The organism is Xanthomonas indica (assembly GCF_040529045.1).
GTDB lineage: Bacteria > Pseudomonadota > Gammaproteobacteria > Xanthomonadales > Xanthomonadaceae > Xanthomonas_A > Xanthomonas_A indica.
This window is the reverse complement of record NZ_CP131914.1, coordinates 1,594,024-1,620,982: the sequence shown is the minus strand read 5'-3', so window position 1 is coordinate 1,620,982 and position 26,959 is coordinate 1,594,024. Positions and strand designations below refer to the sequence as shown.

Sequence of the window (26,959 nt, the reverse complement as noted above, 5' to 3'; positions counted from 1 at the left end):
TCCGCACTCGCCGCATACCTACGGAAGCCAGGCCTCCTTGTCCGCCACATCGACGCCAAAACGCCGCGTGTCATCTAGCGGCAGAACACACCCAGACTCCAGGCGCTCAATCCAGCACCCGCGGCAGATTCGGCAATTCGTTCTCGCCTTGCTGGCCCGGCTGCGCCGGGAAGTGCGCGGCCAGCAGCGCCGAGACTGCGCCGACGCCAGCGATCACCGCCTGCTCCGGCTGCCCGGCGCGCATGTCGCGCTCGATCAGCGCGCAGACCTGGCGCCACTGCGCCGCGTCCACCCGCCCACGCAGGCCGCGGTCGGCGACGATCTCGATGTGGTGGTCGGCCAGCAGCAGGTAGATCAGCACGCCGTTGTTGGCCTCGGTATCCCAGGTGCGCAACTGCGCGAAGGCCTGCTCGGCGCGCAGCCGCGGCACCATGCCGCGCAGCACCTGCGCCGGCGCCAGGCCCGACTCCACCGCGAACATCACCTGCCCGCTGTGCAGCCGCTCGCCGTCTGCGATCGCCGCGCCGATGCGCTCCAGGCTGGCCCCAGGGAACAGGCGCTGCGCGGATGGCGCGAACAGGTGCCGGAGCAGGCGCATCACCAACTCCCCGAGGCGCCACCGCCTCCGGAACTGCCCCCGCCGCCGCCCCAGCCGCCTCCACCGCCGCCCCAACTTCCTCCGCCACCGCCGCCCCAGCCACCGCCGAAGCCGCCGCCTCCCCAACCGCCGCCGCCCCAGCCGCCCCAACCGCCACCGCCAGCCGAGCGGCCCGGCGCGATCCCGACGAACAGGCCCAGCAACAGGCCGATCGCCCCGGTCAGCGCACCGACGAACAGCGACAGGCTCAGCACCAGGCCGACGCCACCGCCGACCACGCCGCTCAGCACACCGCGCACAGGCCGCGACAGCCGCGCGAACAGCACCTGCGCGACCAGCGCCGCGAACAGGCCGGCGAAGAACCCGAATCCCAGGCCGCCGCCGCGCGAGGCCGAGGCATGCGCACTCACCGGCGCCGGCAACGCCTCGCCGTCGATCAGCTTGACCAGCATCGCGGTCGCTTCGGCAATCCCGCCGCTGTAGTCGCCGGCGCGGAAGCGCGGCACCAGGTACTCCTGGATGATGCGGTTGGCGGTGGCGTCGGGAATCGCGCCCTCCAGGCCGTAGCCGGGCTGGATGCGCACGCGCCGGTCGTCCTTGGCCACCACCAGCAGTACACCGTCGTCCACGCCCTTGCGGCCGAGCTTCCACTGGTCGAACACGCGCTGGGTGTACTGCTCGATGCTCTCCGGCGCGGTGCTCGGCACCACCAGCACCTGCAACTGGCTGCCCTTGCGCTGCTGCAGTTGCACGGCCTGCCGGTCCAGCTCCAGGCGCTGGTTCGGCGTCAGCGTGCCGGTGGTGTCCACCACCGGCGCATCCAGCGGCGGGATCGGCGCCTCGGTCTGCGCCCAGGCCAGCCACGGCAACAGCGCCAGCAGCAGCACCAGCCAGACGCAGACGTGCCGACGGCCGGCCGCAGCGCGGGTGCCACCACACGACGCCGTCGGTGCGCCGGCGCGCTCAGCCTCGGAGGTGAAACGCACGGTCGGGCCGGCCTGCAGCGACGCTTACTGCGCCGGTGCCGGCTGCTGCGGCTGCTGCGGCGCGGACGCCGGCTGGCCGCCGAAGTTCACCGCCGGCGCCTCGGAGATCTGCGCCTCGTTCTCCACCGAAAAGTTGGGCTTCTCCTTGTAGCCGAACAGCTTGGCGGTGAGCACCTGCGGGAACGACAGGATGTAGGTGTTGTAGTCCTGCACCGCCTGGATGTAGCGGCCACGCGCCACGGTGATGCGATTCTCGGTGCCTTCCAGTTGCGCCTGCAGGTCGCGGAAGGCCTGGTCAGATTTCAGGTTCGGGTAGTTCTCGCTGACCACCAGCAGCCGCGACAGCGCGCTGGACAACTGGCCCTGCGCCTGCTGGAACTGCTGCAGCGAGGCGGCATCGTCGGCGTTGACCTGCACCTGGCCGACGCGGGCGCGGGCGTTGGTCACGTCGGTCAGCACCTGCCGCTCCTGGTCGGCATAGCCCTTGACCGTGTTGACCAGGTTCGGCACCAGGTCGGCGCGGCGCTTGTACTGGTTCAGCACTTCCGACCAGCCGGCCTTGACCGCCTGGTCCTTCTGCTGGATCGCGTTGTAGCCGCAGCCGGACAGCAACACCGCCAGCGCGGCCAGGAACAGGGAGCGGGACAACAGGCGCATGCGAGGACTCCGGCAGATGACTGCGCGCAGCTTGCCACGCCGCCGGTGAAAACGCAGCCGACCTCAGCCGTGGCTCACCACTTGCCGGCGCCGGGCACCTGGTGCGCCGCGGCGCGCCGGCGCATCAGCAGGTTCAGCCACTCCACCAGCACCGAGAAGCCCATCGCCGCGTAGATGTAGGGCTTGGGCACGTGCACGTCCAGGCCATCCAGGATCAGCACCACGCCGATCATCAGGATGAAGGCCAGCGCCAGCATCTTCACCGTCGGGTTGGCGTCGATGAAGCGGCCCAGCGGGTTGGCCGCCAGCAGCATCACCGCCACCGCCAGCAGCACCGCGGCGATCATCACCGGGATGTGCTGGGCCATGCCCACCGCGGTGATCACCGAATCCAGCGAGAACACGATGTCGATCACCGCGATCTGCGCGATCACCATCCAGAACACGCCCGAGGCCTTGCTGGTGGTGGGGTCTTCGTCCTCGCCGCCGGTGATCAGTTCGCGGATCTCCATGGTGCCCTTCACCAGCAGGAACAGGCCGCCGATGATCAGCACCAGGTCACGGATCGAGATCCCCATGCCGGCGACGCTGAACAGCTCGCCCTGCATGCGCGCCAGGAACGCCAGCGATACCAGCAGCGCGATGCGGGTCAGGCAGGCCACGGCGATGCCGAACTTGCGCGCGGCCGGTCGTTGCGCTTCCGGCAGCTTGCCCACCGCGATGGAGATGAACACCAGGTTGTCGATGCCCAGCACGATCTCCAACGCACTCAGCGTCAACAGCGTCAGCCAGGTGTTGGGGTCGGCGAGAAACTCGAGGGCCATGGTGTCGGGTCCTTTAACAGAAGAAGAAACGGGCGGCGATCACAGCAGGCGCGGCAGCAGGATCAAGCCCCAGCACAGCACCACGTTGGCCAGCATCACGAAGACCGCGGCCGAGCCCATGTCCTTGGCGCGGCCGGCCAGCTCGTGATGCTCGGGACCGTAGCGCTCGATCACCGCCTCGATCGCCGAATTGAGCAGTTCCACCGCCAGCACCAGCAGCAGCGAGCCGATCATCAGCACCTGCTGCACCGGCCCCTGCCCCAGCCACAGCGCCAACGGCGCCAGGATCAGGCACAGGCACACCTCCAGGCGGAACGAGGACTCGTGCAGCCAGGCCGCGCGCAGCCCCTGCCACGACCAGCGTGCCGCCATCAGCATGCGGCGCGGCCCGCGCGGCAGATGCCCGAACTGGTCGGCCACGGCTCAGCCCCGTCCCAGGCAACGGGGACGCGACGACGGCCGGAAGGAATCGGTCATGGGCAAGGGCGCAGCGGGGTAGGCCGCGATTTTGCCACAAGCCCCGCGGCGGCGCCCGGCATCGCCGTGGATTTGCCTGCATGCGGCGCCTGCGGCACCATCGCCGATCCCCTAGCTTCGAGGAGGCGTCATGCCCCGTTCGCCGCTGCGCGCACCGCTGCTCGCCCTGAGTCTGTTCAGCCTGTCCTTGCTGGGCCTGTCGCCGGCACGGGCGCTCACCCCGCCTGCGCCGCCCAGCGTGCCCGACCAGGTCTCCAATGCGGCCTGGGAAGAAGACATGGCGCGGTTCGCCAAGGACGATGCCGCGCATCCGGTCAAACCCGGCGGCGTGCTGTTCGTCGGCAGCTCCTCGATCCGCTTCTGGACCTCGCTGGCCACGGACTTCCCCGGCGTGCAGACGCTCAACCGCGGCTTCGGCGGTTCGGAGATCCGCGACAGCACCTGGTATGCCGACCGCATCGTGGTGCCGTACAAGCCGCGTCTGATCGTGTTCTACGCCGGCGACAACGACCTCAACAGCGGCCGCAGCCCGCAGCAGGTGCGCGACGATTTCGTGGCCTTCGTGACCCGCGTGCACCGCGACCTGCCCAAGACCCGCATCGTCTACCTGTCGATCAAGCCCAGCCCCTCGCGCGCGGCACTGATGCCGAAGATGGCCGAGGCCAACGCGCTGATCCGCAAGGCCGCGGCCGGCCTGAAGCAGGTCCAGTTCGTCGACGTCTACACGCCGATGCTGGGCGCCGACGGGCAGCCCCGCGCCGAACTGTTCGGACCGGACAAGCTGCACATGAACGCGGCCGGCTACGCGCTGTGGCGCGACACGCTGCGGCCGTACCTGGCTCCCTGACAGGCGGTGAACGGCCTCGCGCAGACGGCGCACTGGCGGCTGCCGGCCGGCACGGTCGGCGGTGTCCGCCAGGGGATTTCCGTTGGCCACGGCACGGAGTAAGCCAGGATGCCCAGAGCCCTGGTCATCGAAGACGACGAAGTGACCGCGCGCGACATCGTCGCCGAACTCGGCGCGCATGGCTTCAGCGCCGACTGGATCGCCGACGGGCGCGACGGCCTGCAGCGCGCGCTGGCCGATGGCTACGACATCATCACCCTCGACCGCCTGCTGCCCGGCATGGACGGCATCGACGTGGTCTCCGAACTGCGCAAGCGCGCGGTGCAGACGCCGGTGCTGATGATCAGCGCACTCTCGGAGGTGGACGAGCGCGTGCGCGGCCTGCGCGCGGGCGGCGACGACTACCTGACCAAGCCGTTCTCGCCCGACGAACTGGTCGCACGCGCCGAAGTGCTGGTGCGCCGCCATCGCAACGCGGCGGCCACGCCCGAAACCCGCCTGCGCGTGGCCGACCTCGAACTCGACCTGGTCCGCCACAACGCACTGCGCGCCGGCCAGCCGCTCACCCTGCTGCCCACCGAGTTCCGCCTGCTCGAGTTCCTGATGCGCAACGCCGGCCAGGTGGTGACACGGCAGATGATCTTCGAACACGTCTGGGGCTTCCATTTCGACCCGGGCACCAACGTGATCGACGTGCATATCGGCCGCCTCCGCCGCAAGATCGACGGCAATGGCCAGCCGCCGCTCATCCGCACGATGCGCGGCTCGGGGTATGTCCTTGCCCCCGCTGAGTGACGCCTGGCGCTCGGCCACGACGCGGCTGATCCTGATCTACGGGGCGCTGTTCGCGATCTGGTGCATCGTGCTGCTGGGCATCGTGCAATGGGAGTCCACGCGCTACCTGGCGCACGTGATCGACCAGATGCTGGTCGCGCGCATCCATTACCTGGAGAACACCGACCCCAGGCGCCTGGCCGACACGGTGGGCGAAGCCAACGCCATCGACATCCAGGGCTTCATGTGGGTCGGCCTGTTCGACCCGCAGGGACGCCGCATCGCCGGCAATATCGCCGCGATCCCCAAGGACATGGCCACCGACGGCAGCGTCGGCCTGGTCAGCGCCCGGCTGATCGGTGCCGGCAACGGCCGCCTGACCCAGGCCCGTGGCATCGCCAGGGAACTGCCGGACGGGCGGCGCCTGGTCGTGGCCAAGGCGAGCACCGTGATCGACGGGCTGACCACCATCATCTACCGGGGGCTGTTGTGGGGACTGTCCCTGACCCTGCTGCCGGGGCTGCTCGGCGGCATCCTCCTCGCGCGCGGCCCGGCGCGGCGCATCCGCGCCATCCAGCAGGCCATGCAGCCCATCCACCGCGGTGACCTCAGCGTGCGCCTGCCGGTGTCGCGGCGCGGCGACGAGGTGGACCTGCTGGCGGCCACGGTGAACCGGACGCTGGACGAAGTCGAACGCCTGCTCGGCGAGGTGAAGGGCGTCACAGACAACATCGCCCACGACCTGCGCACTCCGCTGACGCGCATGCGCACGCGCCTGCACCGGCTGCAGCAGCAGTTCGAGGAGCGTCCGGAAGGTGCGCAACTGGACGCCTGCGTGAGCGAGATCGACACCGTGCTGACCCGATTCCGCGCGCTGCTGCGCGTGTCGGAACTGGAAGATCGCCAGCGCAGCGCCTGCTTCTCGACGATCGACCTGGACGCGCTGCTGCACGACGTCCATGCGTTTTACGCGCCCTTGGCCGAGGACCGCGGGCAGGTCTTCGACCTCGCGCTGCAGCCGCTGCCCGCCGTGCACGGCGATCCGCACCTGCTGTTCGAGGCACTGGCCAACCTGGTCGGCAATGCGATCAAGTTCACCCCCGATGGCGGGACGATCCGCCTGCTGGCAGGGACCGACCAGCACGGCAACGCCCGCATCGATGTCGCCGATACCGGGCCCGGCATCGCCCCCGACGAACGCAAGACGATCTTCCGCCGCTTCTATCGCGCCGACCAGACCCGCTCCCAGCCCGGCTGCGGGCTGGGGCTGGCGATCGTCAGCGCCATCGTCCGCCTGCATGGCTACGAACTGCAGGTGGGCGGCGACGCGGGCGGCGCGGTGTTCTCGATGCTCTGCCCACCCGCCACGGCGGCGCAGCACGCACGCGGCGCGCCCGGCCCGGCCTGACACGGGCCGCCCATGCCGGCAGGGCACCGATCCGCCCGGCGCGTCCGCCACTGTCGCCCAAGCCGTTGAACCAGCGCGCGTTTGCGGCCGGGGCCGGGCTATCTAAATAAATCTTCATGACGCCGAGGAAAGCTCCGCAGGCAAAATCCGCCGCGACGCAACATTCGCGCAGGGAAACCGCTCCTCCATGATTGGCCTCGTCCGGATCGCACTGACGCGTCCGTATACCTTCGTCGTCCTGGCCCTGCTGATCCTGATCGTGGGCCCGCTCGCCGCATTGCGCACGCCCACCGACATCTTTCCGGACATCAAGATCCCGGTGATCGCCGTGGTGTGGCAGTACAACGGCCTGCCGCCCGAGCAGATGGCCGGCCGCGTCACCTCGCCGTTCGAACGCGTGCTCACCACCACCGTGAACGACGTCGAGCACATCGAAGCCACGTCGATCCAGGGCTTCGGCATCGTCAAGATCTTCTTCCAGCCCAGCGTCGACATCCGCACCGCCAACGCGCAGGTCACCGCCGTCGCGCAAACCATGCTGCGGCAACTGCCGCAAGGCACCACGCCGCCGCTGATCCTCAACTACAACGCCTCCACGGTGCCGATCATCCAGTTGGCGCTGTCCGGCAAAGGACTCACCGAACAGAACCTCGCCGACCTCGGCCTCAACATCATCCGCCCGCAGTTGACCTCGGTGGCCGGTGCGGCGATCCCGTACCCGTTCGGCGGCAAGACCCGCCAGGTCCAGATCGACATCGATCCGCCGGCGCTGCAGGCGCGCGGCCTGTCGGCGCAGGACGTGGCCAACGCGCTGGCGGCGCAGAACCTCATCACCCCGGTGGGCACGCAGAAGATCGGCAAGTACGAATACACGCTGCAGCTCAACAACGCGCCGTCGGACATCGCCGAACTGGGCAACCTGCCGGTGAAGACGGTCGACGGCGCCACGGTGTTCATCCGCGACGTGGCGCATGTCCGCGACGGCGCGCCGCCGCAGACCAACATCGTGCACGTCAACGGCAATCGCTCGGTGCTGATGACGGTGATGAAGAACGGCTCGGCCTCGACGCTGGCGATCATCGCCGGCATCAAGGACCGGGTGGCGGCGATGAAGGACGCCCTGCCGCCGGACCTGCGGATCGTGCCCATCGGCGATCAGTCGCTGTTCGTCAGCGGCGCCATCGAGGGCGTGGCGCGCGAAGGCGTGATCGCCGCGGCGCTCACCAGCCTGATGATCCTGCTGTTCCTCGGCAGCTGGCGCTCGACGCTGATCATCGCCATCTCGATCCCGCTGGCGATCCTCGGCTCGATCGCCGCGCTGTCGGCGATCGGCGAGACGCTGAACATCATGACCCTGGGCGGTCTGGCGCTCGCCGTGGGCATCCTGGTGGACGATGCCACGGTGACCATCGAGAACATCAACTGGCACCTGGAGCAGGGCAAGTCGGTGGAGACGGCGATCATGGACGGCGCCTCGCAGATCGTGACGCCGGCCTTCGTCTCGCTGCTGTGCATCTGCATCGTGTTCGTGCCGATGTTCTTCCTGGAAGGCGTGGCGCGCTTCCTGTTCGTGCCGATGGCCGAAGCGGTGATGTTCGCGATGATCGCGTCCTTCCTCCTGTCGCGCACGCTGGTGCCGACCATGGCCAAGTACCTGCTGCGTCCGCATGCGCCGCATACCGACATGCACGGCGACGGCCATGGTCAGCCGCCGTCGCGCAATCCGCTGGTGCGCTTCCAGCGCGGTTTCGAAAAGCGCTTCGAGCGGCTGCGCGCCGGCTACTACGCCCTGCTCGAGACCGCGCTGCTGCGCCGCAGGGCGTTCGTGCCCGGCTTCCTGCTGTGCGTGGCGCTGTCGTTCCTGCTGCTGCCGATGCTCGGTCGCAACTTCTTCCCGTCGGTGGACTCGGGCCAGATCCTGATGCACGTGCGCGCCCCGGTCGGCACCCGCGTGGAGGAGACCGCGCACCTGTTCGCCGACGTGACCGGCGCCGTGCGCAGGCGCATTCCGCCGCGCGATCTGGCCAGCGTGGTCGACAACATCGGGCTGTCGTCCTCGGGCATCAACAACACCTACAACAACACCGGCACCATCGGCTCGCAGGACGGCGACATCCAGATCGCGCTGAGCGAAGGCCACGCGCCCACCGCCGACTACGTGCGGATGCTGCGCCAGACCTTGCCGCAGCAGTTCCCGTCGGTGGTGTTCTCGTTCCCGCCGGCCGACATCATCAGCCAGATCCTGAACTTCGGTGCGCCGGCGCCGGTGGACCTGCAGATCCGCGGCCCCAACCTCGCCGCCAACTTCGCCTACGCCAATCGCCTGCTGCGCGAGATCCGCCGCGTCCCCGGCGTGGCCGACGCGCGCATCCAGCAGTCGCAGGCCAGCCCCGGCTTCGCGGTGAATGTGGACCGCAGCCTTGCGCAACAGGTCGGCATCACCGAGCGCGACGTCAGCAGCAGCCTGGGCGTGAACCTCGCCGGCTCCAGCCAGATCGCCCCGACGTTCTGGCTGAACCCGCAGAACGGCGTGTCCTATCCGATCGTGATGCAGACGCCGCAGTACAGCCTCGACAGCCTGCCCGACCTGCAGAACGTGCCGATCAGCCCGAGTGCCGGCCAGGGCGGCGCGCAGCGCCTGGGCGGGCTGGCGACGCTGTCGCGGACCGCGACCAATGCGGTGGTCAGCCAGTACAACATCAATGCGACCGTGGACATCTTCGCCTCCCCGCAGGACCGCGACCTGGGCGCGGTCGCGGCCGACATCCAGAAGATCCTCGACGCCGACCAGAAGTTCCTGCCAAAGGGCTCCAGCACGGTCCTGCTCGGCCAGGTGCAGACGATGAACAAGGCATTCTCCGGCCTGATCTTCGGCCTGCTTGGCGCGATCGTGCTGATCTACCTGTTGATCGTGGTCAACTTCCAGTCGTGGAGCGATCCATTCGTGATCGTGAGCGCCTTGCCCGCGGCGATCGCCGGCATCGTCTGGATGCTGTTCGCCACGCACACCACCCTGTCGGTCCCTGCCCTCACTGGCGCCATCATGTGCATGGGCGTGGCCACCGCCAACTCGATCCTGGTCGTGAGCTTCTGCCGCGAGCGCCTCGCCGCGCACGGCGACGCGGCGAAGGCGGCGCTGGAAGGCGGCTTCGTGCGCTTCCGCCCGGTGCTGATGACCGCGCTGGCGATGATCATCGGCATGGCGCCGATGGCCCTGGGCATGGGCGAAGGCGGCGAACAGAACGCACCGTTGGGCCGCGCCGTCATCGGCGGCCTGATCTTCGCCACCGTCAGCACGCTGTTCTTCGTGCCGATCGTGTTCAGCCTCATCCACCGCCGTGCCTCCCAGCCGTCCTCGCCCACGGCGCACGCCCCCGGAGCGTCCCCGCATGTCGCCTGATCAGTCCTCCCCCGTCCCGCCGCGCCGGCTGCGCCTGGCCGCGCTCATCGCCGCGATCGTGGTCCTGGCCATCGTCGTCGCCGGGGTCGCCACGCGCGCCGGCGACGCGCGCCGGCTGCGCACCTGGACCGCGGACCAGGCGGTGCCGACGGTGGCCGTGGTGGCCCCGCAGACCGCCGAGGGCGATGGTGTCCTCAATCTCCCCGGCCGCCTGGAGGCGTATGCGCGCGCGCCGATCTTCGCCCGTGCCAGCGGCTACCTGAAATGGTGGAAGACCGACATCGGCGCCAAGGTAAAGGCCGGCGATGTGCTCGCCGAGATCGAGACGCCCGACCTGGACCAGCAGTTGCTCCAGGCCAAGGCCGACCTCGCCAACGCGCGCGTCAACGCCGCGCTGGCGCAGACCACCGCCAAACGCTGGCAAACCATGGGCCAGACCGAGGTGGTGTCCAAGCAGGCCGTGGACGAGAAGACCGGCGACTACGACGCCAAGCGCGCCCTCGCCCAGTCCGCACAGGCCAATCTCGACCACCTCCAAGCGCTGAAGCGCTTCGCCACCCTGGTGGCGCCGTTCGACGGCACCGTGACCGCCCGCAACACCGATGTGGGCGCACTGATCAACGCCGGCGGCGGCCAGGAACTGTTCGTGGTGTCGGACACCCGCAAGCTGCGCATGTACGTGAACGTGCCGCAGAGCGATGCGCCATCGGTGCGCACGGGCAGCCGGGTGACGCTGACGGTGCCCGAATACCCGGGGCAGACCTTCAACGGCGTCGTCGACAGCGCATCGGGGGCCGTCAATGCCGCCTCCGGCACCACGCTGGTCCAGGTCGCCGTGGACAACCAGGACGGCAAGCTGCTGCCGGGCGGCTATGCCAGCGTCCGTCTGGATCTCCCGGCCGACGCCGCGCGGCTGCGGGTGCCGGCCAGCGCGCTGGTGTTCGACGACAAGGGCCTGCGCGTGGCGGTGGTCGACGCGCACGACACGGTCGCCTTCAAGCCGGTGACGATCGCGCGCGACTTCGGCAAGACCGTGGAACTGGGGTCCGGCGTGGCCGCCGGCGACCGCCTGATCGAAAGCCCGCCGGACGGCCTGGCCGACGGCGACAAGGTGCGCATCAGCGCGTCGAAGGCGCAAGGCGCACACGCCAAGGCCTGACCCTAACGAAACCCCGCCGAGGCACGGCGGGAAGCATCCGGCGCGGCGCGGACGCTCGGCCGGCAACGGCGATCGCACCGCCGCCCGCCACCAGGACGCAGCGCCCGCCCGGCGCCGGCGCTCAGGTTGCCGGAGCGAACCGTACCGTGGCGAGGATGCCGCCGCCTTCGGCGCTTTCCAGCGCGACCTGCCAGCCGAAGCGCTCGCACAACCGGCGCACGATCGACAGGCCCAGCCCCGCGCCCTGCGGGCGCTCCGGCTCGGCGCGGAAGAACGGCTCGAAGGCGTGCCGCAAGGCGTCCTCGGACATGCCGATGCCGGTATCGCGGATGCGGATGCGATCGGCCTCGACCTCGACTTCGACGCGCCCGGTATCGGTGTAGCTGCACGCATTGCGCAGCAGGTTGCTGACCACCACGTGCAGCACCCGCGGCGGCGCGTGCAGCGTCGCCGAGCCCAGCACGCGTACGCTCAGGGTCACCGGCTTGTCCGCCAGCAGCTCGCGCGCGTTCTCGGCCTCGTACTCGACCACGTCGGCCACGTCGAAGGTCTCGCTCTGCGGCACCACGTCCGCTTCGCGCGCCAGGATCAGGAAGGCATCGATCACCGCCTCCATGTCGCGGCCGGCACGCTGGATCCGCTGCAGGCTGCGGTGCAGGCGCGGCTGCAGTTCCTGCTCGGTCATCGCGATGTCGGTGGCGACCCGGATCACCGTCAGCGGCGTGCGCAGTTCGTGGCTGGCGTCGCGGGTGAAGTTGCGTTCGCGGGCGACGTGGTCGGTGACGCGCTGGGCCAGCGCATGCAGGGCCGCGGCCAGCTGCCGCGCCTCGCCCTGCACGTCGGCCGGCAGGTTTTCCGGGGCCAGTTCGGCAGCGACCGGATGCCGCGGATCCCAACGCGAGACGCGCCGCGCCAGCCAGTTCATCGGCGACAGCAAGCGCCGCGACACTCGCCAGGTCAGCCAGGCCACCACCAGCACCGCGATCAGGGTCAACAACGTGGGCACCACGCCGAACCAGAACGCCAGGCGCTGCGCGGGCGCGCGCAGGAACACCAGGTACAGGCGACCGGCCGGGTTCTGGTCGACCAGCACGATCTCGCCACCGGGGCGGTCCTCGTGCAGGCCGGGCGTCAGCCCGCGCAGGTCGACGGGCACCGCGGCGTCGGATTGGCCGGGCGCCACCAGGTAGCCGCGCAGGCTGTGGGTGTTGGGCGGCGGCTGCTGCGGCTGTTGCGCATGCAGGCGCCAGTAGTAGCGCGCCTCCTGCTTCAGGATCGATCCCACCAGCGAGTGCTGCACGATCGCCACCACCAGATAACTGGCAAGCGTGACCACGCAGCCCGCAAACACGATGCGGGCAATCAGGGCGAGGCGAAGTTTGCGCGGCAACCCGTGCGGCATACGGCATCCGTGATCGTTGCCGCGATTATAGGAAGGGCGATCGTGAGTCTTTCGTGCAAGCGGCCCCGTTCACCGGGGCCGCTGCGGATTCCACGATTGGGCGCCGCCTCAGCTCATCGGCTGGGCGATGTCGGCGATGCGGTAACCGGCGCTCTGCACGGTGTGCAGCAGCGGGCGGTCGAACGGCTTGTCGATGATCTTGCGCAGGTTGTACAGATGGCTGCGCAGGGTGTCCGAGTCCGGCAGGCCGTTGCCCCAGATCTCGCGCTCGATTTCCTGGCGGGTGACCACGCGCGGCGATTCGCGCATCAGGATGGTCAGCAGGCGCAGGCCGATCGGCGACAGTTGCAGCTCGGTGCCGGCGCGGGTGGCACGCATGCTCACCGGGTCCAGCACCAGGTCGGCCACCTTCAGCACTTCCGAGCCGACTTGGCGGCGCTCGCGGCGGATCAGCGCGCGCAGGCGCGCTTCCAGTTCCTGGATCGCGAACGGCTTGGTCAGGTAGTCGTCGGCGCCGAAGCCCAGGCCGGTGAGCTTGTCGTCGAGCGTGTCGCGCGCGGTCAGCATCAGCACCGGGGTCGACTTGCGCGCGTCGTTGCGCAGGCGGCGGCACACTTCGATGCCGTCCAGGCGCGGCAGCATCAGGTCCAGCACCACCACGTCGTAGCTGTTCTCCGCCGCCAGGCGGTAGCCGTCCAGGCCGTCGCAGGCGTAATCCACTTCGAACCCGCGGCCTTCCAGATACTCGCCGATCATCTCGGAAATATTGCGGTTGTCTTCCACGACCAGCACGAGCCCGGATGTTTCCTTGGTCTGACGCATAACGCTTCCTCAGTCTTCAGCTTTGTGAAACATGCCGGATGGGCGGTGGTGGCGGCGTGAAGACCGCTTCATCTGCCTGAGCAGAGAAAAAACTACTGCACGATCAATGGTTTGAGTTGCGGCCACACGTTGTCCAGCACCTTGGGCTGGGCCGCGGCGGTGGGATGCAGGCCATCGCCCTGCATCAGCGCCGGGTTTAGCGCCACGCCTTCCAGCAGGAACGGCAGCAGGCCGGTCCGGTACTGCTTCGCCAGGTCGGCGTAGACCGCGCGCAGGCGCTGCCGGTAACCCGGGCCGTAGTTCGGCGGCACGTCGATGCCCAGCAACAGCACCTTCGCACCCGCGTCACGGCTGAGCACGATCATCTTCTCCAGGTTGCCACGCAGTTCGGCCGGGCTCAGCCCGCGCAACGCGTCGTTGCCGCCCAGTTCGATCACCACCACCGACGGCCGGTGCTTCTGCAGCAGCGCCGGCAGGCGGGTCAGCGCGCCGGAGGAGGTCTCGCCGCTGATGCTGGCATTGACCACGGCCGGCGGCGTCCGCATCTGTTGCTGCAGGCGCTTGTCCAGCAAGGCCACCCAACCGGACTGCAGCGGGATGTTGTGCGCTGCGCTGAGGCTGTCGCCGAGCACCAGCACCGGGCCCGTCGCACCTTTGGCACAGGCGATGACGGGCAGCAGCACCCACCATGCCAGCAGCAGCCAGGCGCGGCGCGCCCAGGCCCGCTTGCTTCTCGTCTCATCACCACGCATCGGAGATTCCCTCATCGACAGTCAGGCCCCCACGCTTCGCGCCGGCATCGCCATCGACGTGCGCGATGTCGGCAAATCCGTCAGCGGACCGGAGGGTACGGTCCACATTCTCGACAAGGTCGGATTGACCATCGGTGAAGGCGACAGCGTCGCCATCGTCGGCGCCTCCGGCTCCGGCAAGACCACCCTGCTCGGCTTGCTGGCCGGCCTCGACCTGCCCACGCGCGGCGAGATCGTGCTGGCCGGGCAGTCGCTCAATGCGCTGGACGAGGAAGCCCGCGCCGCGTTGCGCGCACGCGAAGTCGGCTTCGTGTTCCAGAGTTTCCACCTGCTGCCGTCGCTGACCGCGGCCGAGAACATCGCCCTGCCGCTGGAACTGGCCGGACGCGAGGATCCGGCGCGGGTACGCGAAGTGCTGGAGGCGGTCGGACTGAGCGCGCGGGCGCGGCACTACCCGCGGCAACTGTCCGGCGGCGAGCAGCAGCGCGTGGCGCTGGCACGCGCGTTCGTGGCGCGGCCGCGCATCCTGTTCGCCGACGAGCCCACCGGCAGCCTCGACCAGGCTACCGGACAACAGATCAGCGACCTGCTGTTCGCGCTCAACGCCGGCAGCGACACCACCCTGGTGCTGGTCACCCACGACATGCGCCTGGCGCAGCGCTGCGAGCACCGCTACCGCCTCGACGGCGGCCGCCTGCGCGCCGCCGACGCGGCGGATGCCGCATGAACGTGCTGCGCCACGCCGCGCGCGCGCTGCGCCGCGAGCTGTTCGCCGGTGACCTGCTGACCGTGTTCGCCGCGCTGGTGCTGGGCGTGGCGGTGATGACCGCGGTCGGCACCCTGGTCGACCGGGTGACCCTGGCACTGACCGGCAGCGCCGCCGAGGTGATCGGCGGCGATCTCGGCGTCAGCGGACGCCAGGACATTCCGGCCGCCTTCGCCGAGGAGGCGCAGCGGCGCGGGCTGCGCAGCACGCGCCTGGTCAGTTTCCCCAGCGTGCTGTTCCACGACGACGCCAGCCAGATGGCCAACATCAAGGCGGTGGGCGGCGGTTATCCGCTGCGCGGCGAGCTGCTGGTGGCGCGCGATACCGTCGGCGCCGGCAGCGAACGCGCCGGGCCGCCGCCACGCGGCGAGGCCTATGCCGATCCGCGCCTGCTCGAGGCCTTGGGCCTGAAGCTCGGCGACGCGCTGGAGTTCGGCGCCGGCACGCTGCGCGTGACCCGGGTGCTGCGCGCCGAGCCGGATGCCTCCGGCGAACTGATGCAGTTGTCGCCGCCGCTGCTGGTCAACCGCGCCGACGTCGATGCCGCCGGCCTGCTCGGCCCCGGCAGCCGAGCCTCCTACCGGCTGATGTTCGCAGGCCCGCCCGGCGAGATCGCCGCCCTGCGCGCATGGCTGGCGCCGCGCGCCAAGGCGTTCCGCCTGGTCGGCATCGAGGACACCCAGCGCGGCGTGCGCGGCGCGTTCGACCGCGCCGGGCGTTTCCTGGCGCTGGCCGCGTTGCTGGCGGTGCTGCTGGCCGGCGTCGCCACCGCGCTGGCCGCCAACCGCTTCGCCCTGCGCCGCATCGACCAGGTCGCCGTACTGCGCTGCCTGGGTGCGCGCCAGCGCGACATCCTCGGCGCGCTGGCGCTGCAGTTGCTGCTGCTGGCGATCCCCGCCTGCGCGCTCGGCGTGGGCCTGGGCATGCTGGCCCAGATCGGCCTGGTCGAAGCGCTGGGCAGTCTGATCCCGAACCGTCTGCCGTTGCCGCAGGCCACACCGGCGCTGGCAGGCGCCGGCATCGGCCTGTTGCTGTTGCTCGGCTTCGGCCTGCCACCACTGCTGCGCCTGCGCGACGTGCCGCCGATGCGCGTGCTCAACCGCAGTTTCGCCGCGCTGCCGCCGACCTCGCTGCTGGTCTACGCCGCGGCGCTGGTCGCCACCGTGGTGCTGGCGGTCTACGCCACCGGCGACGGCGTGCTCGCGGCCTGGGTGCTGGGTGGCCTGACCCTGTTGGCGGCGCTGGCCGCGGCGGTGGGCGCGGTGCTGCTGGCGGTGTTGCGGCGGCTGCAGGGACGTCTGCGCGGGCCATGGAAGCTGGGCCTGGCGGCGCTGACCCGGCGCCGCGCATTGAGCGTGGTGCAACTGGTGGGCCTGTCGCTGTCCTTGTGCGCCCTGCTGTTGCTGGCGGTGATCGGCCCCGGCCTGCTCGGGCAATGGCGCGACCGGCTGCCGGCGGACACGCCGAACTACTTCCTGATGAACATCCAGCCCGACCAGGCCGAGCAGGTGCTGAGCACCCTGCGCACGCTGGGCGTGGCCGACGCAGCGGTGGAACCGTTCAGCACCGGCAAGCTGGTGGCAATCAACGGCAAGCCGCCGCAGCGCCGCGAACAGGGTCCGGACGACGACGGCGACGGCAGCGACCGGCCGATCAACTTCTCCTGGCGGCACGCGTTCCCCGCCGCCAACCGGCTGCTGTCCGGACGCTTCTGGGCCGTCGACAGCACCGCCGCCGAGGCCTCGGTGGAGGAAGGCTGGGCGCAGCGCTACGGGCTCAAGCTCGGCGACCGCATCACCCTGCTGCTCGGCGACCAGCAGCGCAGCTTCACCGTCACCAGCCTGCGCAAGGCCGACTGGGATTCGTTCCGCGTCAACTTCTTCCTGCTGCTCAACGCCGGCGCGGTGCAGGATGCGCCGTACAACCTGATCTCCGCCTTCCATCTGCCGCGCGCCTCGGCCGCGCAACTGAGCGGGCTCAGCCGCGCCTATCCGAACGTGTCGCTGCTGGACATCGACGCGATCCTGCAGCGCGTGCGCGAGGTCATCGACCGCGTCGCCCAGGCAGTGCAACTGGTGATGGGCTTCAGCCTGCTGGCCGGCGCATTGGTGTTGCTCGCTGCCTTGCAGGCCACCGCCGGCGAGCGTCGCTACGACAGCGCGGTGCTGCGCACCCTGGGCGCACGCCGTGGGCAGTTGCGCGGTGCGGTGCTGGTGGAGTTCGGCGCGCTCGGCCTGCTCGCGGCGATCCTCGCGGTCGGGGCAGCGGCGATCATCGGCGTGGTGGTGGCCAGGCAGGCCTTCGACCTCGCGCTGTCGCCACCGTGGCCGGCGCTGCTGCTCGGCGGCCTGGGCGGCGTGGCGCTGAGCCTGCTCGCCGGCTGGTCCGGCACCCGCCGCATCCTGCGTACGCCACCGGCGCTGGCCTTGCGCGAGAACTGAGGGCAGCCGGGATTGGGGAATGGAGATTGGGGATTTGGAAAAGCGCTGCACGTTGCGCGGACGTGATACGGTCGCATCGGGCGCTCGGCGGCGGTCTGTGGCGACAGCAGGCGCAATGCGTTCAGCACCACGAGTAGGATCGCGGTGCATCGAAAGGAGAAACGCATGAAATGGATTGTCGCCTGTTGCCTGCTTGCCATCGCCACCAAGGCCGGCGCCGTGGTGGTCAGGGCGGACGTGGAGGAAGCGCGCTATCGGATCCCGGCGGCGGCATTCCCGGCACTGGCCGACCTGCCCGGCGAGGGGCACGGTGTGCTGATAGCCCCGCGATGGGTGGTCACCGCCGCGCACGCAGCGCCGATGCAGATGCCGGGCATGGACCAGGACGTGTCCATCGGCGGCGTGGCGCACAGGATCAAGCGGGTCGTCGTCCATTCCGGCTATCGCAAGCTGCCCGACGCGCTGGTGCAGGAGGCGCTGGCCTCGCGCGACTTCGCCAAGTTCTACGCGTTTCTGGCCGCCTCCGACGATATCGCGCTGATCGAGCTGGCCACGCCGGTAACGGACGTGGCGCCGGCCGCGCTGTACCTCGGCGACGACGAGGTGGGGATGACCGCCGAACTGATCGGCAAGGGCGCCACCGGCAACGGCAGCGTCGGCCAGGATCCCCACGGTGCCCATCGCGGCGTGCTGCGCCACGCGTTCAACACGATCGTCGGCGCTGATCCGCGCTACCTCTGGTATCGCTTCGATCCGCCGCCGTCTGCCCTGCCGCTGGAAGGCATCGCCGGCAGCGGCGACAGCGGCGGCCCATTGTTGATCGGCGCAGGCGATGCGCGCCAGCTCGTCGGCCTGACCTCCTGGGGTCAATATCCGCCGGCCCATCCGTTCTGGAGCACCTGGACAGCACAGCGCCCGTTCGTGCAAGGCCTGTATGGCCAGCTCACGCATGCGGTCCGCGTGTCCCACTATTTGCCGTGGATCCAACAGGTGATGTCCACTGCCACGGACGACGCGTCGCCGACCGCGACGCCACAAGCGCCGGTGGCGTCCGGGCAAATGCAGGTTCCAGCTCCCTGATCTTCGGGAGGCCGACTGGGATCTTCACCGAGTCGGCACCCGCCGCATCCTGCGCAAGCCGCCAGCGCTGGGCTTGCGCGAGACCAAGCGCCTTGCGGCCCGGCACACCGGGCCGCTGCAAGACGCGGACGTCGCCCCCGCGGGCTTGCCACCATCGGCGGCACGCACCACCAACGGCGATCGGCGCACCACGACGCATCCCCAATCCCGAATCCCGAATCCCGAATCCCGGCACCACGCATATGCCGGTTGCGTATAAGCACCATCCGAATCGTTGCTTCGGCGCGCGCCGGGCGCGGCCTACAGTGGGCATGGACGCCGCATGCCGGAGCCGTGGCGTCGCATCCTTTGCAGACGAGGCCGCCGCATGGCACGCGCATCCATCGCAACACGGCCGGCCGCCGCCGCGCCGACGGTCCGCATCGAACCGTTCGCCGCGCCGCTGGGCGCGCAGGTGCTGGGGCTGGACCTGACCCAGCCGCTGGACGCCACCACGTTCGCGCTGTTGCATCGCGCGCACCTGCACTACCACGTGCTGGTGTTCCGCGACCAGCGCATCACCCCGGCGCAACAGGTCGCCTTCAGTCGCCGCTTCGGCCCGCTGCAGATCCATGTGCTGCGCCAGTTCCAGCTGCGCGATCATCCGGAAGTGCTGGTGGTGTCGAACATCAAGGAGCATGGCCAGCCGATCGGGCTGGGCGATGCCGGCCACTACTGGCATTCGGACCTGTCGTACAAGCCGACCCCGAGCCTGGGATCGATGCTGCTGGCGCAGGAGTTGCCGGCCGAAGGCGGCGATACCTTGTTCGCCAACCAGCACCTGGCCTGGGATACGCTGCCGCTTGAGTTGCAGCGCGCGGTCGACGGACGCCTGGCCGAGCACAGCTACCTGGCCAAGTACGAGGACCTGCGCAAGCGCAATCCGTGGCGCCCGCCGCTGACCCAGGCGCAGATCGACGAGGTGCCACCGGTGCGCCATCCGATCGTGCGCACCCATCCGGAGACCGGGCGCCGCGCGCTGTTTGTCAGCGAGCACTTCACCACCCGCATCGTCGGCCTGCCGCAGGACGAAAGCGATGCGCTGCTGCAGGCGCTGTTCGCGCACAGCAGCGACGATGCGCTGGTCTATCGGCACCGATGGCAGCCGCACGACATGGTGTTCTGGGACAACCGCTCGGTCACCCACTTGGCCGGCGGCACGCCGGACCACCTGCGCCGGCGCCTGCACCGCACCACCATCGAGGGCGACGTGCCGTTCTGAGCCACGCCCCTCCACGCGGCGGACACGCCGCTGTCCGACCGCGTAGTCCCCTCCCCACTGGAACGACGCATGACCGCTTTCGATTCGCCCGCATTCCCGGCCACCGCGTCGCCCGCTGCCGCAGCACGGCGGCTACGCTGGTTCGCCACCGTGCTGCTCGCCGTCGCGCTGCTGCACGTCCAGCCCGCGCACGCCGAAGGCCGGCTGCGTATCGCCAAGCAGTACGGCATCGTCTACCTGCTGCTGGACGTGGCGCAGGAGCAGAAGCTGATCGAGAAGCACGGCAAGGCCGCCGGCATCGACATCGCGGTGGAGACCGTGCAGCTGTCCGGCGGCGCGGCCGCCAACGATGCGCTGCTGTCCGGGTCGATCGACGTGGCCGGCGCCGGCGTGGGCCCGCTGTTCACCCTGTGGGATCGCACGCGCGGCCGCCAGAACGTGCGTGGCGTGGCCTCGCTGGGCAACTTCCCGTACTACCTGATCAGCAACGATCCGCGGATCAAGACCCTGGACGATTTCGGCCCGCGCGATCGGATCGCGGTGCCGGCGGTCGGCGTGTCGGTGCAGTCGCGCTTGCTGCAGCATGCCTCGGCGCAACGCTGGGGCGAGCGCGCCTACAACCGGCTGGACGCGCAGCAGGTGGCCTTGCCGCATCCCGACGCGGCCGCGGCGATCATCCGTGGCGGCACCGAGATCACCGCGCACTTCGCCAGCCCGCCGTTCCAGGAACAGGAACTGGCGCGCAATCCGAAGGCGCACATCGTGCTCGACTCGTACGCGATCGAAGGCGGCCCGACCTCGGCCACGGTGCTGTACGCCACCGAGAAGTTCCGCCGCGACAATCCCAAGACCTACCAGGCCTTCGTCGCGGCGCTGGCCGAGGCGGCGGTCTTCGTGCAACGCCAGCCGGAACAGGCGGCGGACCTATTCGTGCGCCGCAATGGCGGCAAGATCGATCGCGCGCTGGTGCTGCGCATCCTCAAGGACCCCAAGGTGCAGTTCAAGACTGCGCCACAGAACACGCTCAAGCTTGGCCAGTTCCTGTCCCGGATCGGCGCGATCAAGCAGGCGCCGACCTCGGTCAAGGACTATTTCTTCGACAGCGCGCAAGTCGCCGGAGGCAGCTGAGATGAACCCTTTCGCCTTGACGCCGGCGCCGTTGCTGCAGCTCGAGCGGGTCAGCCTGGACTACGCCAGCGGGTCGCGCGTGGTCCGCGCCACGCACCAGGTCAGCTTCGACGTGTATGCCGCCGATCGCATGGTGCTGCTTGGCCCGTCGGGCTGCGGCAAGTCGACCCTGCTCAAGGCCATCGCCGGCTTCGTCGCGCCCAGCGAGGGCCAGATCCGCCTGGATGGGCAGGTGCTGCGCACACCGGGGCCGGACCGGGTGGTGGTGTTCCAGGAATTCGACCAGCTCGCGCCGTGGAAGACGGTACGCCAGAACGTCGCCTTCGGCCTGCGTGCGGCGCGCAAGCTGGGGCAGCGCGAAGCGGCCGAGCGCGCCGATCATTTCCTGCACAAGGTCGGGCTGTCGGCGTTCGCCGACGCCTATCCGCACACCTTGTCCGGCGGCATGAAGCAGCGCGTGGCGATCGCGCGGGCGCTGGCGATGCAGCCGCGCGTGCTGCTGATGGACGAGCCGTTCGCCGCGCTCGACGCACTGACCCGCCAGCGCATGCAGGAGGAGGTGCTGGAACTGTGGGACGAGGCGCGCTTCACCCTGTTGTTCGTGACCCACTCGATCGAGGAGGCTTTGCTGGTCGGTAGCCGCATCGTGCTGTTGTCGGCGCACCCGGGCCAGGTGCGCGCCGAACTCAACAGCCACGGCTTCGGGCCCGGCAGCGTCGGCAGCGCGGCGTTCCAGCACGCCGCACAGCGCATCCATCGGCTGCTGTTCGATCCGCCGGGCGCCGCCGACGTCGGCGACGACACCGAGGGGACGGCGACGGCCGCCAGCAACGTCGCACCGTTGCGCCGCCGCGCCGGTGTGCGCGAGGCCACGCCATGAGCGCCGCCGCGCCGCTGCGGCCGCCGATCCGCGCCGAGTACGAAAACCCGGTCGTGCCCTACACCGCCACCGTGCCGACGGCCGTGACCCGACGGCGGCAGGTCCCGGACTGGCTGCGCCAGGCGCTGGTGTTGGTCGTGCTCGCGGCACTGTGGGAAGCGGCGGCGCGCTGGCTCGGCGACGACCTGCTGCTGCCGAGCTTCCTGCAGACCGCGCGTGCCTTCGCCGACGGGATATGGACGGGCGAACTGCTGGGGCGGGTCGGCGCGTCGCTGCGCATGCTCGCGCAAGGCTATGCGCTCGGCGTGGCCTTGGCCTTCGGCCTGACCGCGCTGGCGGTCTCGACCCGGATCGGCCGCGACCTGCTGGGCACGCTGACGGCGATGTTCAATCCGTTGCCGGCGATCGCCCTGCTGCCGCTGGCCCTGCTGTGGTTCGGCCTGGGCAACGGCAGCCTGGTGTTCGTGCTGGTGCACGCGGTGCTGTGGCCGCTGGCGCTGAACACCTACGCCGGTTTCCAGGGCGTGCCGGAGACGCTGCGCATGGCCGCGCGCAACTACGGCCTGCACGGCCTGCGCTACGTGGTCGCGATCCTGGTGCCGGCCGCGCTGCCGGCGATCCTGTCGGGCCTGAAGATCGCCTGGGCCTTCGCCTGGCGCACGCTGATCGCCGCCGAACTGGTGTTCGGTGCCACCTCCGGCCAGGGTGGCCTAGGTTGGTACATCTTCCAGAATCGCAACGAGCTCTACACGGACCGTGTCTTCGCCGGACTGGCGATGGTGATCCTGCTCGGCCTGCTGGTGGAAGGCGCCGGCTTCCGCGTGCTGGAACGGCTCACCGTGCGCCGCTGGGGCATGCAGCGCTGAGCAATTCGGGCGTCATCTCCACGGCCGGTCGCCGCCGGCACGAGCGCCCGCGCATCGATGAAACGCAAAAAAGGGGAAGGCGCCATCCCGGCCGCCTTCCCCACCCTGGCTGATTGCCGGCGCTGTCCTCAGCGCGCGGCTGGCGCCGGCGCCGTCCATTGCGCGAACACCGCATCGAGCTGCGCATCGCTGACCGGCTTGCCCTGTTGCACCGCCTCGGCCTGGCCGAACAGTGGCACGATGATCGCCATGCCATCGACCTTGGTCTTCAGGTGCACGCCCGGCGGCTTGCCGAGCAGGCCGTCCCAGCGCGCACGCACCCTGGCCCAGTAGCCCTGGGTCGCGTTCCAGTAGGTGCGCGCCGGAGTGAAGTCGACGGTCGTGGTCTTGACGTAGTCGTTGAAGCCGAACTCGCGCGCGATGGCCTGCTGGCTGCCATCGGGCTTGCGCAGCACCTTGGTGTTGAACTGCTCGTGGGTCCAGCCGGCCGGGGTCAGCGTGTGCCGGTTGATCACTGCCAGCGCGTTGTAGTCGCTGCGCTTGGTGTACTCGCGACGCGGCAGCGGGCGCCAGCTCAGGTCGCTGGTCCAGGTCGGATGGCCATCGGCGTAGTCCCAGCGGCCGGTGCCGCAGTAGCGCGGCGCATCGCTGACTTCGTACACGCACTGGGTCCAGGCACCGCGGGTGGCGGCGGCATCGAGCGGGCGCACCTGCCAGGTCTGGTCGGCGCTGAACTCGAAGCGCTGCGGCGCCTCGTAGACCCAGTCCTGGCGCCAGTGCTTGGTCACGTGGCCACTCTTGGGCTCTACCAGCAGATGCTGCAGCACCACCTTGCGCGGGCTGTCCTCGACCACGATCACCACTTCGTCGCCGCCGCTGCGCAACGGTGCGGCGCGCGTGTAGCCGGGTTGCAGCAGCACCGTCTCGTCGAAGGCGAACGCCACCGTGTACTCGCCCTGCATCGCCAGGATGCTGGCACGGTCGCGCGCCGGGTCGGCGTTCTCGGCATGGACGGGAAGGCTGCCGGCAAGCAGCAGGGCGCAGAACAGAGGCGGAGCTTTCATCATCGAGAGAGGTGTCTTGGGTGATGGGAACGAGGAAACCGATCGGCCGCTCACAACCGCAGCAGCGGCCATGGCCGCTCGGGATCGGGGCGCGGCGCAGGGCGTCCGGCACGGGCGCAACAGCAGTCGTCGACCAGCACATCGCCCTCGGCCGCTTCCAGGCGCGCGATGCGGCGGGCGATGCTGGCGCCGAGCGGCGACACGCCGGCGACGCTGGCCGCCAGCACGCCATCGGCCGCGTGCAGGCGCAGCGCTCGCGCGTGCCAGCCATCGCCGCGCAGGCGGCCGGCGACGCGCCGCCACAGGCGCTCGGCGACGCTGCCGTCGGCGGCATCCTGCGCCGCGGGCAACGCCGACAGCAGCATGTCCCAGGCGACGAAATCGCTGTCGGGCAGCAGGTACAGGCGCCAGCAGCACTGTTGCTGGCAATCGTAGAAGCGCAGGCTCTCCAGCACGCCGTCGCTGTCCACGTCCAGGTGCGCGGCCACGCCGCGGGCGTGGCGCCAGCCGATCAGTTCGGCGCCGGTGCGGGCGCGGTACAGGCACAGCACGGTGCCCAGCGCGGCCAGTTGCGCCGGGCGCGGCAGCGGCGCAAACGCGGCCATCCGCTCCTGCTCCGTCCGCGCTGGCGACGCCGTGCGCATGCGCGGCTACCAATCCAGCGCCAGGCTGACCGAGACGTTGCGCCCGGCGCCGGTATAGCGGTCGAGCACGGCGCTGCTGGCCAGGGTCGCGCCGGGCAGCATGTTCCAGTCGATGTAGCGGCGGTCGGCCAGGTTGAACACGCCCACGTCGAGCCGCGCGCCTTCGGTGAAGTGCCAGTGCGCGAGCAGGTCCAGCGTCGCGTAGCCGGCCGGCGTGTAGTAGGTGGGCAGTTCCGGCCGGCGCTTCTTCGCCACCGCGGTGGCGACCAGTTGCGTGCCCCAGGTGCCGCGGTCGTAGCCCAGCCCGAGCACGCCGCGCAGCGGATCCACCGAATTGAGCGGCGTGCCGTCGGTGCGGTTGTCGCCGCGCGCATAGGCGGCGCTGGCCTGCAGCGACCAGCCGGCCCAGCGCGCATCGAGTGCGCCGAAGTCGATGCCGGCCTTGGCCTCGACGCCACGGATGGTCACCCGGTCGACGTTGCGCGACTGATACAGCATCAGGCCGTCGGCGTTGAAGCCGACGAAGCGATAGGACTCGATGAAGTCGCGGTAGGCGTTGCGGTAGGCGCTCAGGCCGGCGTAGATGGCCGAACCGGCGTAGCGCACGCCCAGTTCGGCGCCGCGGCTGGTCTCCGGCTTCAGGTCGGGATTGGCGATCGCGGTGTAGCCGATCAGCAGATTGGTGAAGCCGATATTGACGTCGTTGTACGGTGGCGCGCGGAAGCCATGCGCGTAGTTGGCGTACAGCGACCAGGCGTCGTCCAGGCGCCAGATCGCGCCGAGCTTGGGCGAGACGTTGCGGTCGCTGATCTTCTTCGCCGCCACGCCGGGATTGTCGGTGGCGAAGATCGCATCGACCTGCGGCGACAGCCGGTAGTAGTCGGCACGTAGCGCCGGCGTCAGGCTGAAGCGGCCGTCGGCCAGGGCGATCTCGTCCTGCAGGTAGGCACCGGCCTTGAGCGTCTCGGTGATCGGGAAATCCCGGACCGGAAAGGTCTCCATGCCCACGGTCTTGCTGATCGCCCCGGTGCGCAGGTTCAGCGTGTGGCCGTCGCGCTTCTCGTGGGTATCGGTGTGCGACAGGTCGATGCCGTAGCTGATGTCGTGCACGACGCGGCCCTGGTCCACCCGCTTGTGCAGGTTGGCCTGCAGCCCGTACAGGCGCTGGTCGAAGTCGTGCTGCATGTGCCGCAGCGTCGCGTTGCTGCGGCGCTCGTCGGTGCGCTGCAGGCTCTGGCTGTCCTGGCGGTACAGCTGCCACTGCAGGTCGTCGGCAAGCAGCGTGTCGAGCTGGTCCACCTCGTGCCCCAGCGACACGCGGGCGCGGGTCTGATGGTCGCGGCCACGCTGCGACAGGATGCTGGCGGTGACGTTGCTCAGCGCATCGATGCGGGAATAGTCCTCGTTGCCTTCGACGGTCAGCTTGAAGCGCTGGTTGGCGCTGGGCGTGTAGACCAGCTTGCTGAGCAGGCTGCGGCCGTCGCTGCTGAGCGGATTGGGCGCGGTGCGGGCGGCGCCGATGCTGCGGTTGTCGCCCTGGGTCTCGCTCTCCTGGCCCTGGCGATGGCTGAGCGCGGCCATGCCGCTCCAGCGGTCCCCGCCGAAGGCGACCAGCGCGCCGGCGAACAGGCCCTTCCACTCGCTCTCGTAGCCGAACTTCAGGCCGACGTAACTGTCCTTGCCCGGCGCCAGGTAGTCGGCCGGATCCTTGGTGACGTAGGCCACCACGCCACCGAGCGCATCGGAGCCATACAGCGCGCTGGCCGGGCCGCGCACGATCTCCACGCGTTTGAGCGTGTCCATGTCGACGAAGTTGCGGTTGGCGTTGAGGTAGCTGCCGAAGCTGAAGCTGTCCGAGACCGGGATGCCATCGGTCTGGATCAGCACGCGGTTGCCGTCCAGGCCACGGATGCGGATGCCGGAGATGCCGCTGAAGCGGCCGCTGTTGCCGGTGGCGGACACGCCCGGCGTGTAGCGCAGCAGGTCCTTCAGGTCGTGGACCAGGGTGCGATCCATCTGTTCGCGGTCGATCACATCGACGCTGCCCGGCACATCCACGATGGCGCGCTGGGTGCGGGTGGCGGTGACCTGCAGGCGATCGAAATCGCGGACGGCGGCCGCCGCACTGGCGTCGGCGTCAGCGTTGGAAGAAGAGACAGAGGCGGATGCCGGAGCGGCATGCGCGCAGGAGGCCAGGGCCAGCCACAGCGCGCCGGTCAGCGGAGCGGTACGGAACATGGAGAGCATCGGTGGTCGCGGAAGACCCTCGACCGGCACGGCGCGGGGTCCGCGCCTGGCCGAGGGGAGAGAGAAGGATCGCGACTGCGAGGCGGCCGCGGCCGACGCGCAGGGGCGTCGGCCAGGTGGCGGCAGATCGAGCGGGGAGGCCGGCCGCGCGCGGCGGCCGGACGGCGTTACTTGGTCAGGATCAGCTTGTCGTTGCTGGTGTGGCGCAGGCGATAGACACGGTCGCCGTGCTGGATCAGCACTTCGCGGCGACCCTTGAGCAGCGCCTGGCTGCTGATGGTTTCTTCGGCCGGCACAGCGCGCGGCACGGTGCGCTCGCGCAGGCTCAGGGTTTCGGGGTGACGCAACAGCACGGGTTGAGCGGTCATGGTCGGACTCCATCCACGGGGTGCATCGAGATGATAATGATTCTCAATAATTAATCAAGACCCATTCTCGACCATTTCGATTCGTACTCGCGATCGAAACCGCAACAA

The 26,959-nt window shown here is 69.9% G+C and carries 24 protein-coding genes; 12 read left to right on the top strand and 12 right to left on the bottom strand.

Annotated features, from left to right (window positions below; genetic code table 11):
• Positions 1-106 precede the first annotated feature (106 nt).
• The 5 genes from Q7W82_RS06900 to Q7W82_RS06880 all read right to left on the bottom strand — a co-directional run bounded on the left by Q7W82_RS06900 (position 107) and on the right by Q7W82_RS06880 (position 3,485).
• The gene (locus tag Q7W82_RS06900) at positions 107-598 is read right to left on the bottom strand and encodes a TPM domain-containing protein (RefSeq protein ID WP_242160726.1); all 492 of its coding nucleotides are present in this window, start codon (positions 596-598) and stop codon (positions 107-109) included.
• Positions 598-1,485, bottom strand: coding sequence for a TPM domain-containing protein (locus Q7W82_RS06895; RefSeq protein ID WP_242160741.1), 888 nt, complete (start codon positions 1,483-1,485; stop codon positions 598-600). Before Q7W82_RS06895 ends, Q7W82_RS06900 begins: the two co-directional genes overlap by 1 nt.
• Before the next feature lie 123 nt (positions 1,486-1,608).
• The gene (locus tag Q7W82_RS06890) at positions 1,609-2,241 is read right to left on the bottom strand and encodes a LemA family protein (RefSeq protein WP_242160725.1); all 633 of its coding nucleotides are present in this window, start codon (positions 2,239-2,241) and stop codon (positions 1,609-1,611) included.
• Between the two features lie 74 nt (positions 2,242-2,315).
• Complete coding sequence (locus Q7W82_RS06885) at positions 2,316-3,065, bottom strand: TerC family protein (RefSeq protein WP_019796876.1); 750 nt, start codon at positions 3,063-3,065, stop codon at positions 2,316-2,318.
• Between the two features lie 39 nt (positions 3,066-3,104).
• On the bottom strand, positions 3,105-3,485 hold the full coding sequence (locus Q7W82_RS06880) for a diacylglycerol kinase (RefSeq protein ID WP_019796877.1): 381 nt from the start codon (positions 3,483-3,485) through the stop codon (positions 3,105-3,107).
• Between the two features lie 187 nt (positions 3,486-3,672).
• Here Q7W82_RS06880 and Q7W82_RS06875 point away from each other — a divergent pair, with 187 nt between their 5' ends.
• From Q7W82_RS06875 to Q7W82_RS06855, 5 genes are all read left to right on the top strand, one after another.
• Positions 3,673-4,389: an SGNH/GDSL hydrolase family protein gene (locus Q7W82_RS06875; protein WP_242160724.1), complete on the top strand. Its 717-nt coding sequence runs from the start codon at positions 3,673-3,675 to the stop codon at positions 4,387-4,389.
• 108 nt (positions 4,390-4,497) lie between these two features.
• Entirely contained in the window at positions 4,498-5,184 is a 687-nt protein-coding gene (locus tag Q7W82_RS06870; RefSeq protein ID WP_242160723.1) for a response regulator transcription factor, read from the top strand.
• Positions 5,162-6,571 carry a HAMP domain-containing sensor histidine kinase gene (locus Q7W82_RS06865; RefSeq protein WP_242160722.1) on the top strand — a complete coding sequence of 470 codons (1,410 nt, stop codon included), beginning with the start codon at positions 5,162-5,164 and terminating at the stop codon, positions 6,569-6,571. The genes Q7W82_RS06870 and Q7W82_RS06865 overlap by 23 nt, the downstream gene beginning before the upstream one ends.
• A 187-nt stretch (positions 6,572-6,758) precedes the next feature.
• Complete coding sequence (locus Q7W82_RS06860; protein WP_242160721.1) at positions 6,759-9,971, top strand: efflux RND transporter permease subunit; 3,213 nt, start codon at positions 6,759-6,761, stop codon at positions 9,969-9,971.
• Positions 9,961-11,130, top strand: coding sequence for an efflux RND transporter periplasmic adaptor subunit (locus Q7W82_RS06855; protein ID WP_242160720.1), 1,170 nt, complete (start codon positions 9,961-9,963; stop codon positions 11,128-11,130). Before Q7W82_RS06860 ends, Q7W82_RS06855 begins: the two co-directional genes overlap by 11 nt.
• Positions 11,131-11,251: 121 nt before the next feature.
• On the opposite strand, the gene Q7W82_RS06850 is transcribed toward Q7W82_RS06855, so the two are convergent.
• The 3 genes from Q7W82_RS06850 to Q7W82_RS06840 all read right to left on the bottom strand — a co-directional run bounded on the left by Q7W82_RS06850 (position 11,252) and on the right by Q7W82_RS06840 (position 14,106).
• On the bottom strand, positions 11,252-12,532 hold the full coding sequence (locus Q7W82_RS06850) for a HAMP domain-containing sensor histidine kinase (protein ID WP_242160719.1): 1,281 nt from the start codon (positions 12,530-12,532) through the stop codon (positions 11,252-11,254).
• 108 nt (positions 12,533-12,640) lie between these two features.
• The gene (locus Q7W82_RS06845; protein ID WP_003481607.1) at positions 12,641-13,354 is read right to left on the bottom strand and encodes a response regulator transcription factor; all 714 of its coding nucleotides are present in this window, start codon (positions 13,352-13,354) and stop codon (positions 12,641-12,643) included.
• 92 nt (positions 13,355-13,446) lie between these two features.
• Positions 13,447-14,106 (bottom strand): arylesterase, encoded by a 660-nt coding sequence (locus tag Q7W82_RS06840; RefSeq protein WP_242160718.1) that lies wholly within the window; start codon positions 14,104-14,106, stop codon positions 13,447-13,449.
• Positions 14,107-14,230: 124 nt separating this feature from the next.
• Between Q7W82_RS06840 and Q7W82_RS06835 the strand changes: the two genes are divergently transcribed.
• The 7 genes from Q7W82_RS06835 to Q7W82_RS06805 all read left to right on the top strand — a co-directional run bounded on the left by Q7W82_RS06835 (position 14,231) and on the right by Q7W82_RS06805 (position 22,528).
• Positions 14,231-14,833, top strand: coding sequence for an ATP-binding cassette domain-containing protein (locus Q7W82_RS06835; protein WP_010342203.1), 603 nt, complete (start codon positions 14,231-14,233; stop codon positions 14,831-14,833).
• The gene (locus Q7W82_RS06830) at positions 14,830-17,313 is read left to right on the top strand and encodes an FtsX-like permease family protein (protein ID WP_242160717.1); all 2,484 of its coding nucleotides are present in this window, start codon (positions 14,830-14,832) and stop codon (positions 17,311-17,313) included. The genes Q7W82_RS06835 and Q7W82_RS06830 overlap by 4 nt, the downstream gene beginning before the upstream one ends.
• Positions 17,314-17,478: 165 nt before the next feature.
• A complete protein-coding gene (locus Q7W82_RS06825; protein ID WP_242160716.1) occupies positions 17,479-18,393 on the top strand; it encodes a trypsin-like serine protease in 915 nt (304 codons plus the stop codon).
• A gap of 367 nt (positions 18,394-18,760) precedes the next feature.
• A complete protein-coding gene (locus Q7W82_RS06820) occupies positions 18,761-19,654 on the top strand; it encodes a TauD/TfdA family dioxygenase (RefSeq protein WP_242160715.1) in 894 nt (297 codons plus the stop codon).
• 69 nt (positions 19,655-19,723) lie between these two features.
• Positions 19,724-20,782 (top strand): ABC transporter substrate-binding protein, encoded by a 1,059-nt coding sequence (locus tag Q7W82_RS06815; protein WP_242160714.1) that lies wholly within the window; start codon positions 19,724-19,726, stop codon positions 20,780-20,782.
• A gap of 1 nt (position 20,783) precedes the next feature.
• A complete protein-coding gene (locus Q7W82_RS06810; protein WP_242160713.1) occupies positions 20,784-21,662 on the top strand; it encodes an ABC transporter ATP-binding protein in 879 nt (292 codons plus the stop codon).
• A complete protein-coding gene (locus tag Q7W82_RS06805; RefSeq protein WP_242160712.1) occupies positions 21,659-22,528 on the top strand; it encodes an ABC transporter permease in 870 nt (289 codons plus the stop codon). The genes Q7W82_RS06810 and Q7W82_RS06805 overlap by 4 nt, the downstream gene beginning before the upstream one ends.
• 128 nt (positions 22,529-22,656) lie before the next feature.
• Here Q7W82_RS06805 and Q7W82_RS06800 read toward each other — a convergent pair whose 3' ends face one another.
• From Q7W82_RS06800 to Q7W82_RS06785, 4 genes are all read right to left on the bottom strand, one after another.
• On the bottom strand, positions 22,657-23,595 hold the full coding sequence (locus Q7W82_RS06800; RefSeq protein WP_242160711.1) for a DUF6607 family protein: 939 nt from the start codon (positions 23,593-23,595) through the stop codon (positions 22,657-22,659).
• A gap of 47 nt (positions 23,596-23,642) precedes the next feature.
• Positions 23,643-24,236, bottom strand: coding sequence for a Hemin transport protein (locus Q7W82_RS06795; protein ID WP_242160710.1), 594 nt, complete (start codon positions 24,234-24,236; stop codon positions 23,643-23,645).
• A gap of 6 nt (positions 24,237-24,242) precedes the next feature.
• The gene (locus Q7W82_RS06790) at positions 24,243-26,474 is read right to left on the bottom strand and encodes a TonB-dependent hemoglobin/transferrin/lactoferrin family receptor (protein ID WP_242160709.1); all 2,232 of its coding nucleotides are present in this window, start codon (positions 26,472-26,474) and stop codon (positions 24,243-24,245) included.
• A 176-nt stretch (positions 26,475-26,650) separates the two neighbouring features.
• Positions 26,651-26,851 carry a hemin uptake protein HemP gene (locus Q7W82_RS06785; protein ID WP_017907561.1) on the bottom strand — a complete coding sequence of 67 codons (201 nt, stop codon included), beginning with the start codon at positions 26,849-26,851 and terminating at the stop codon, positions 26,651-26,653.
• Positions 26,852-26,959: the final 108 nt, after the last annotated feature.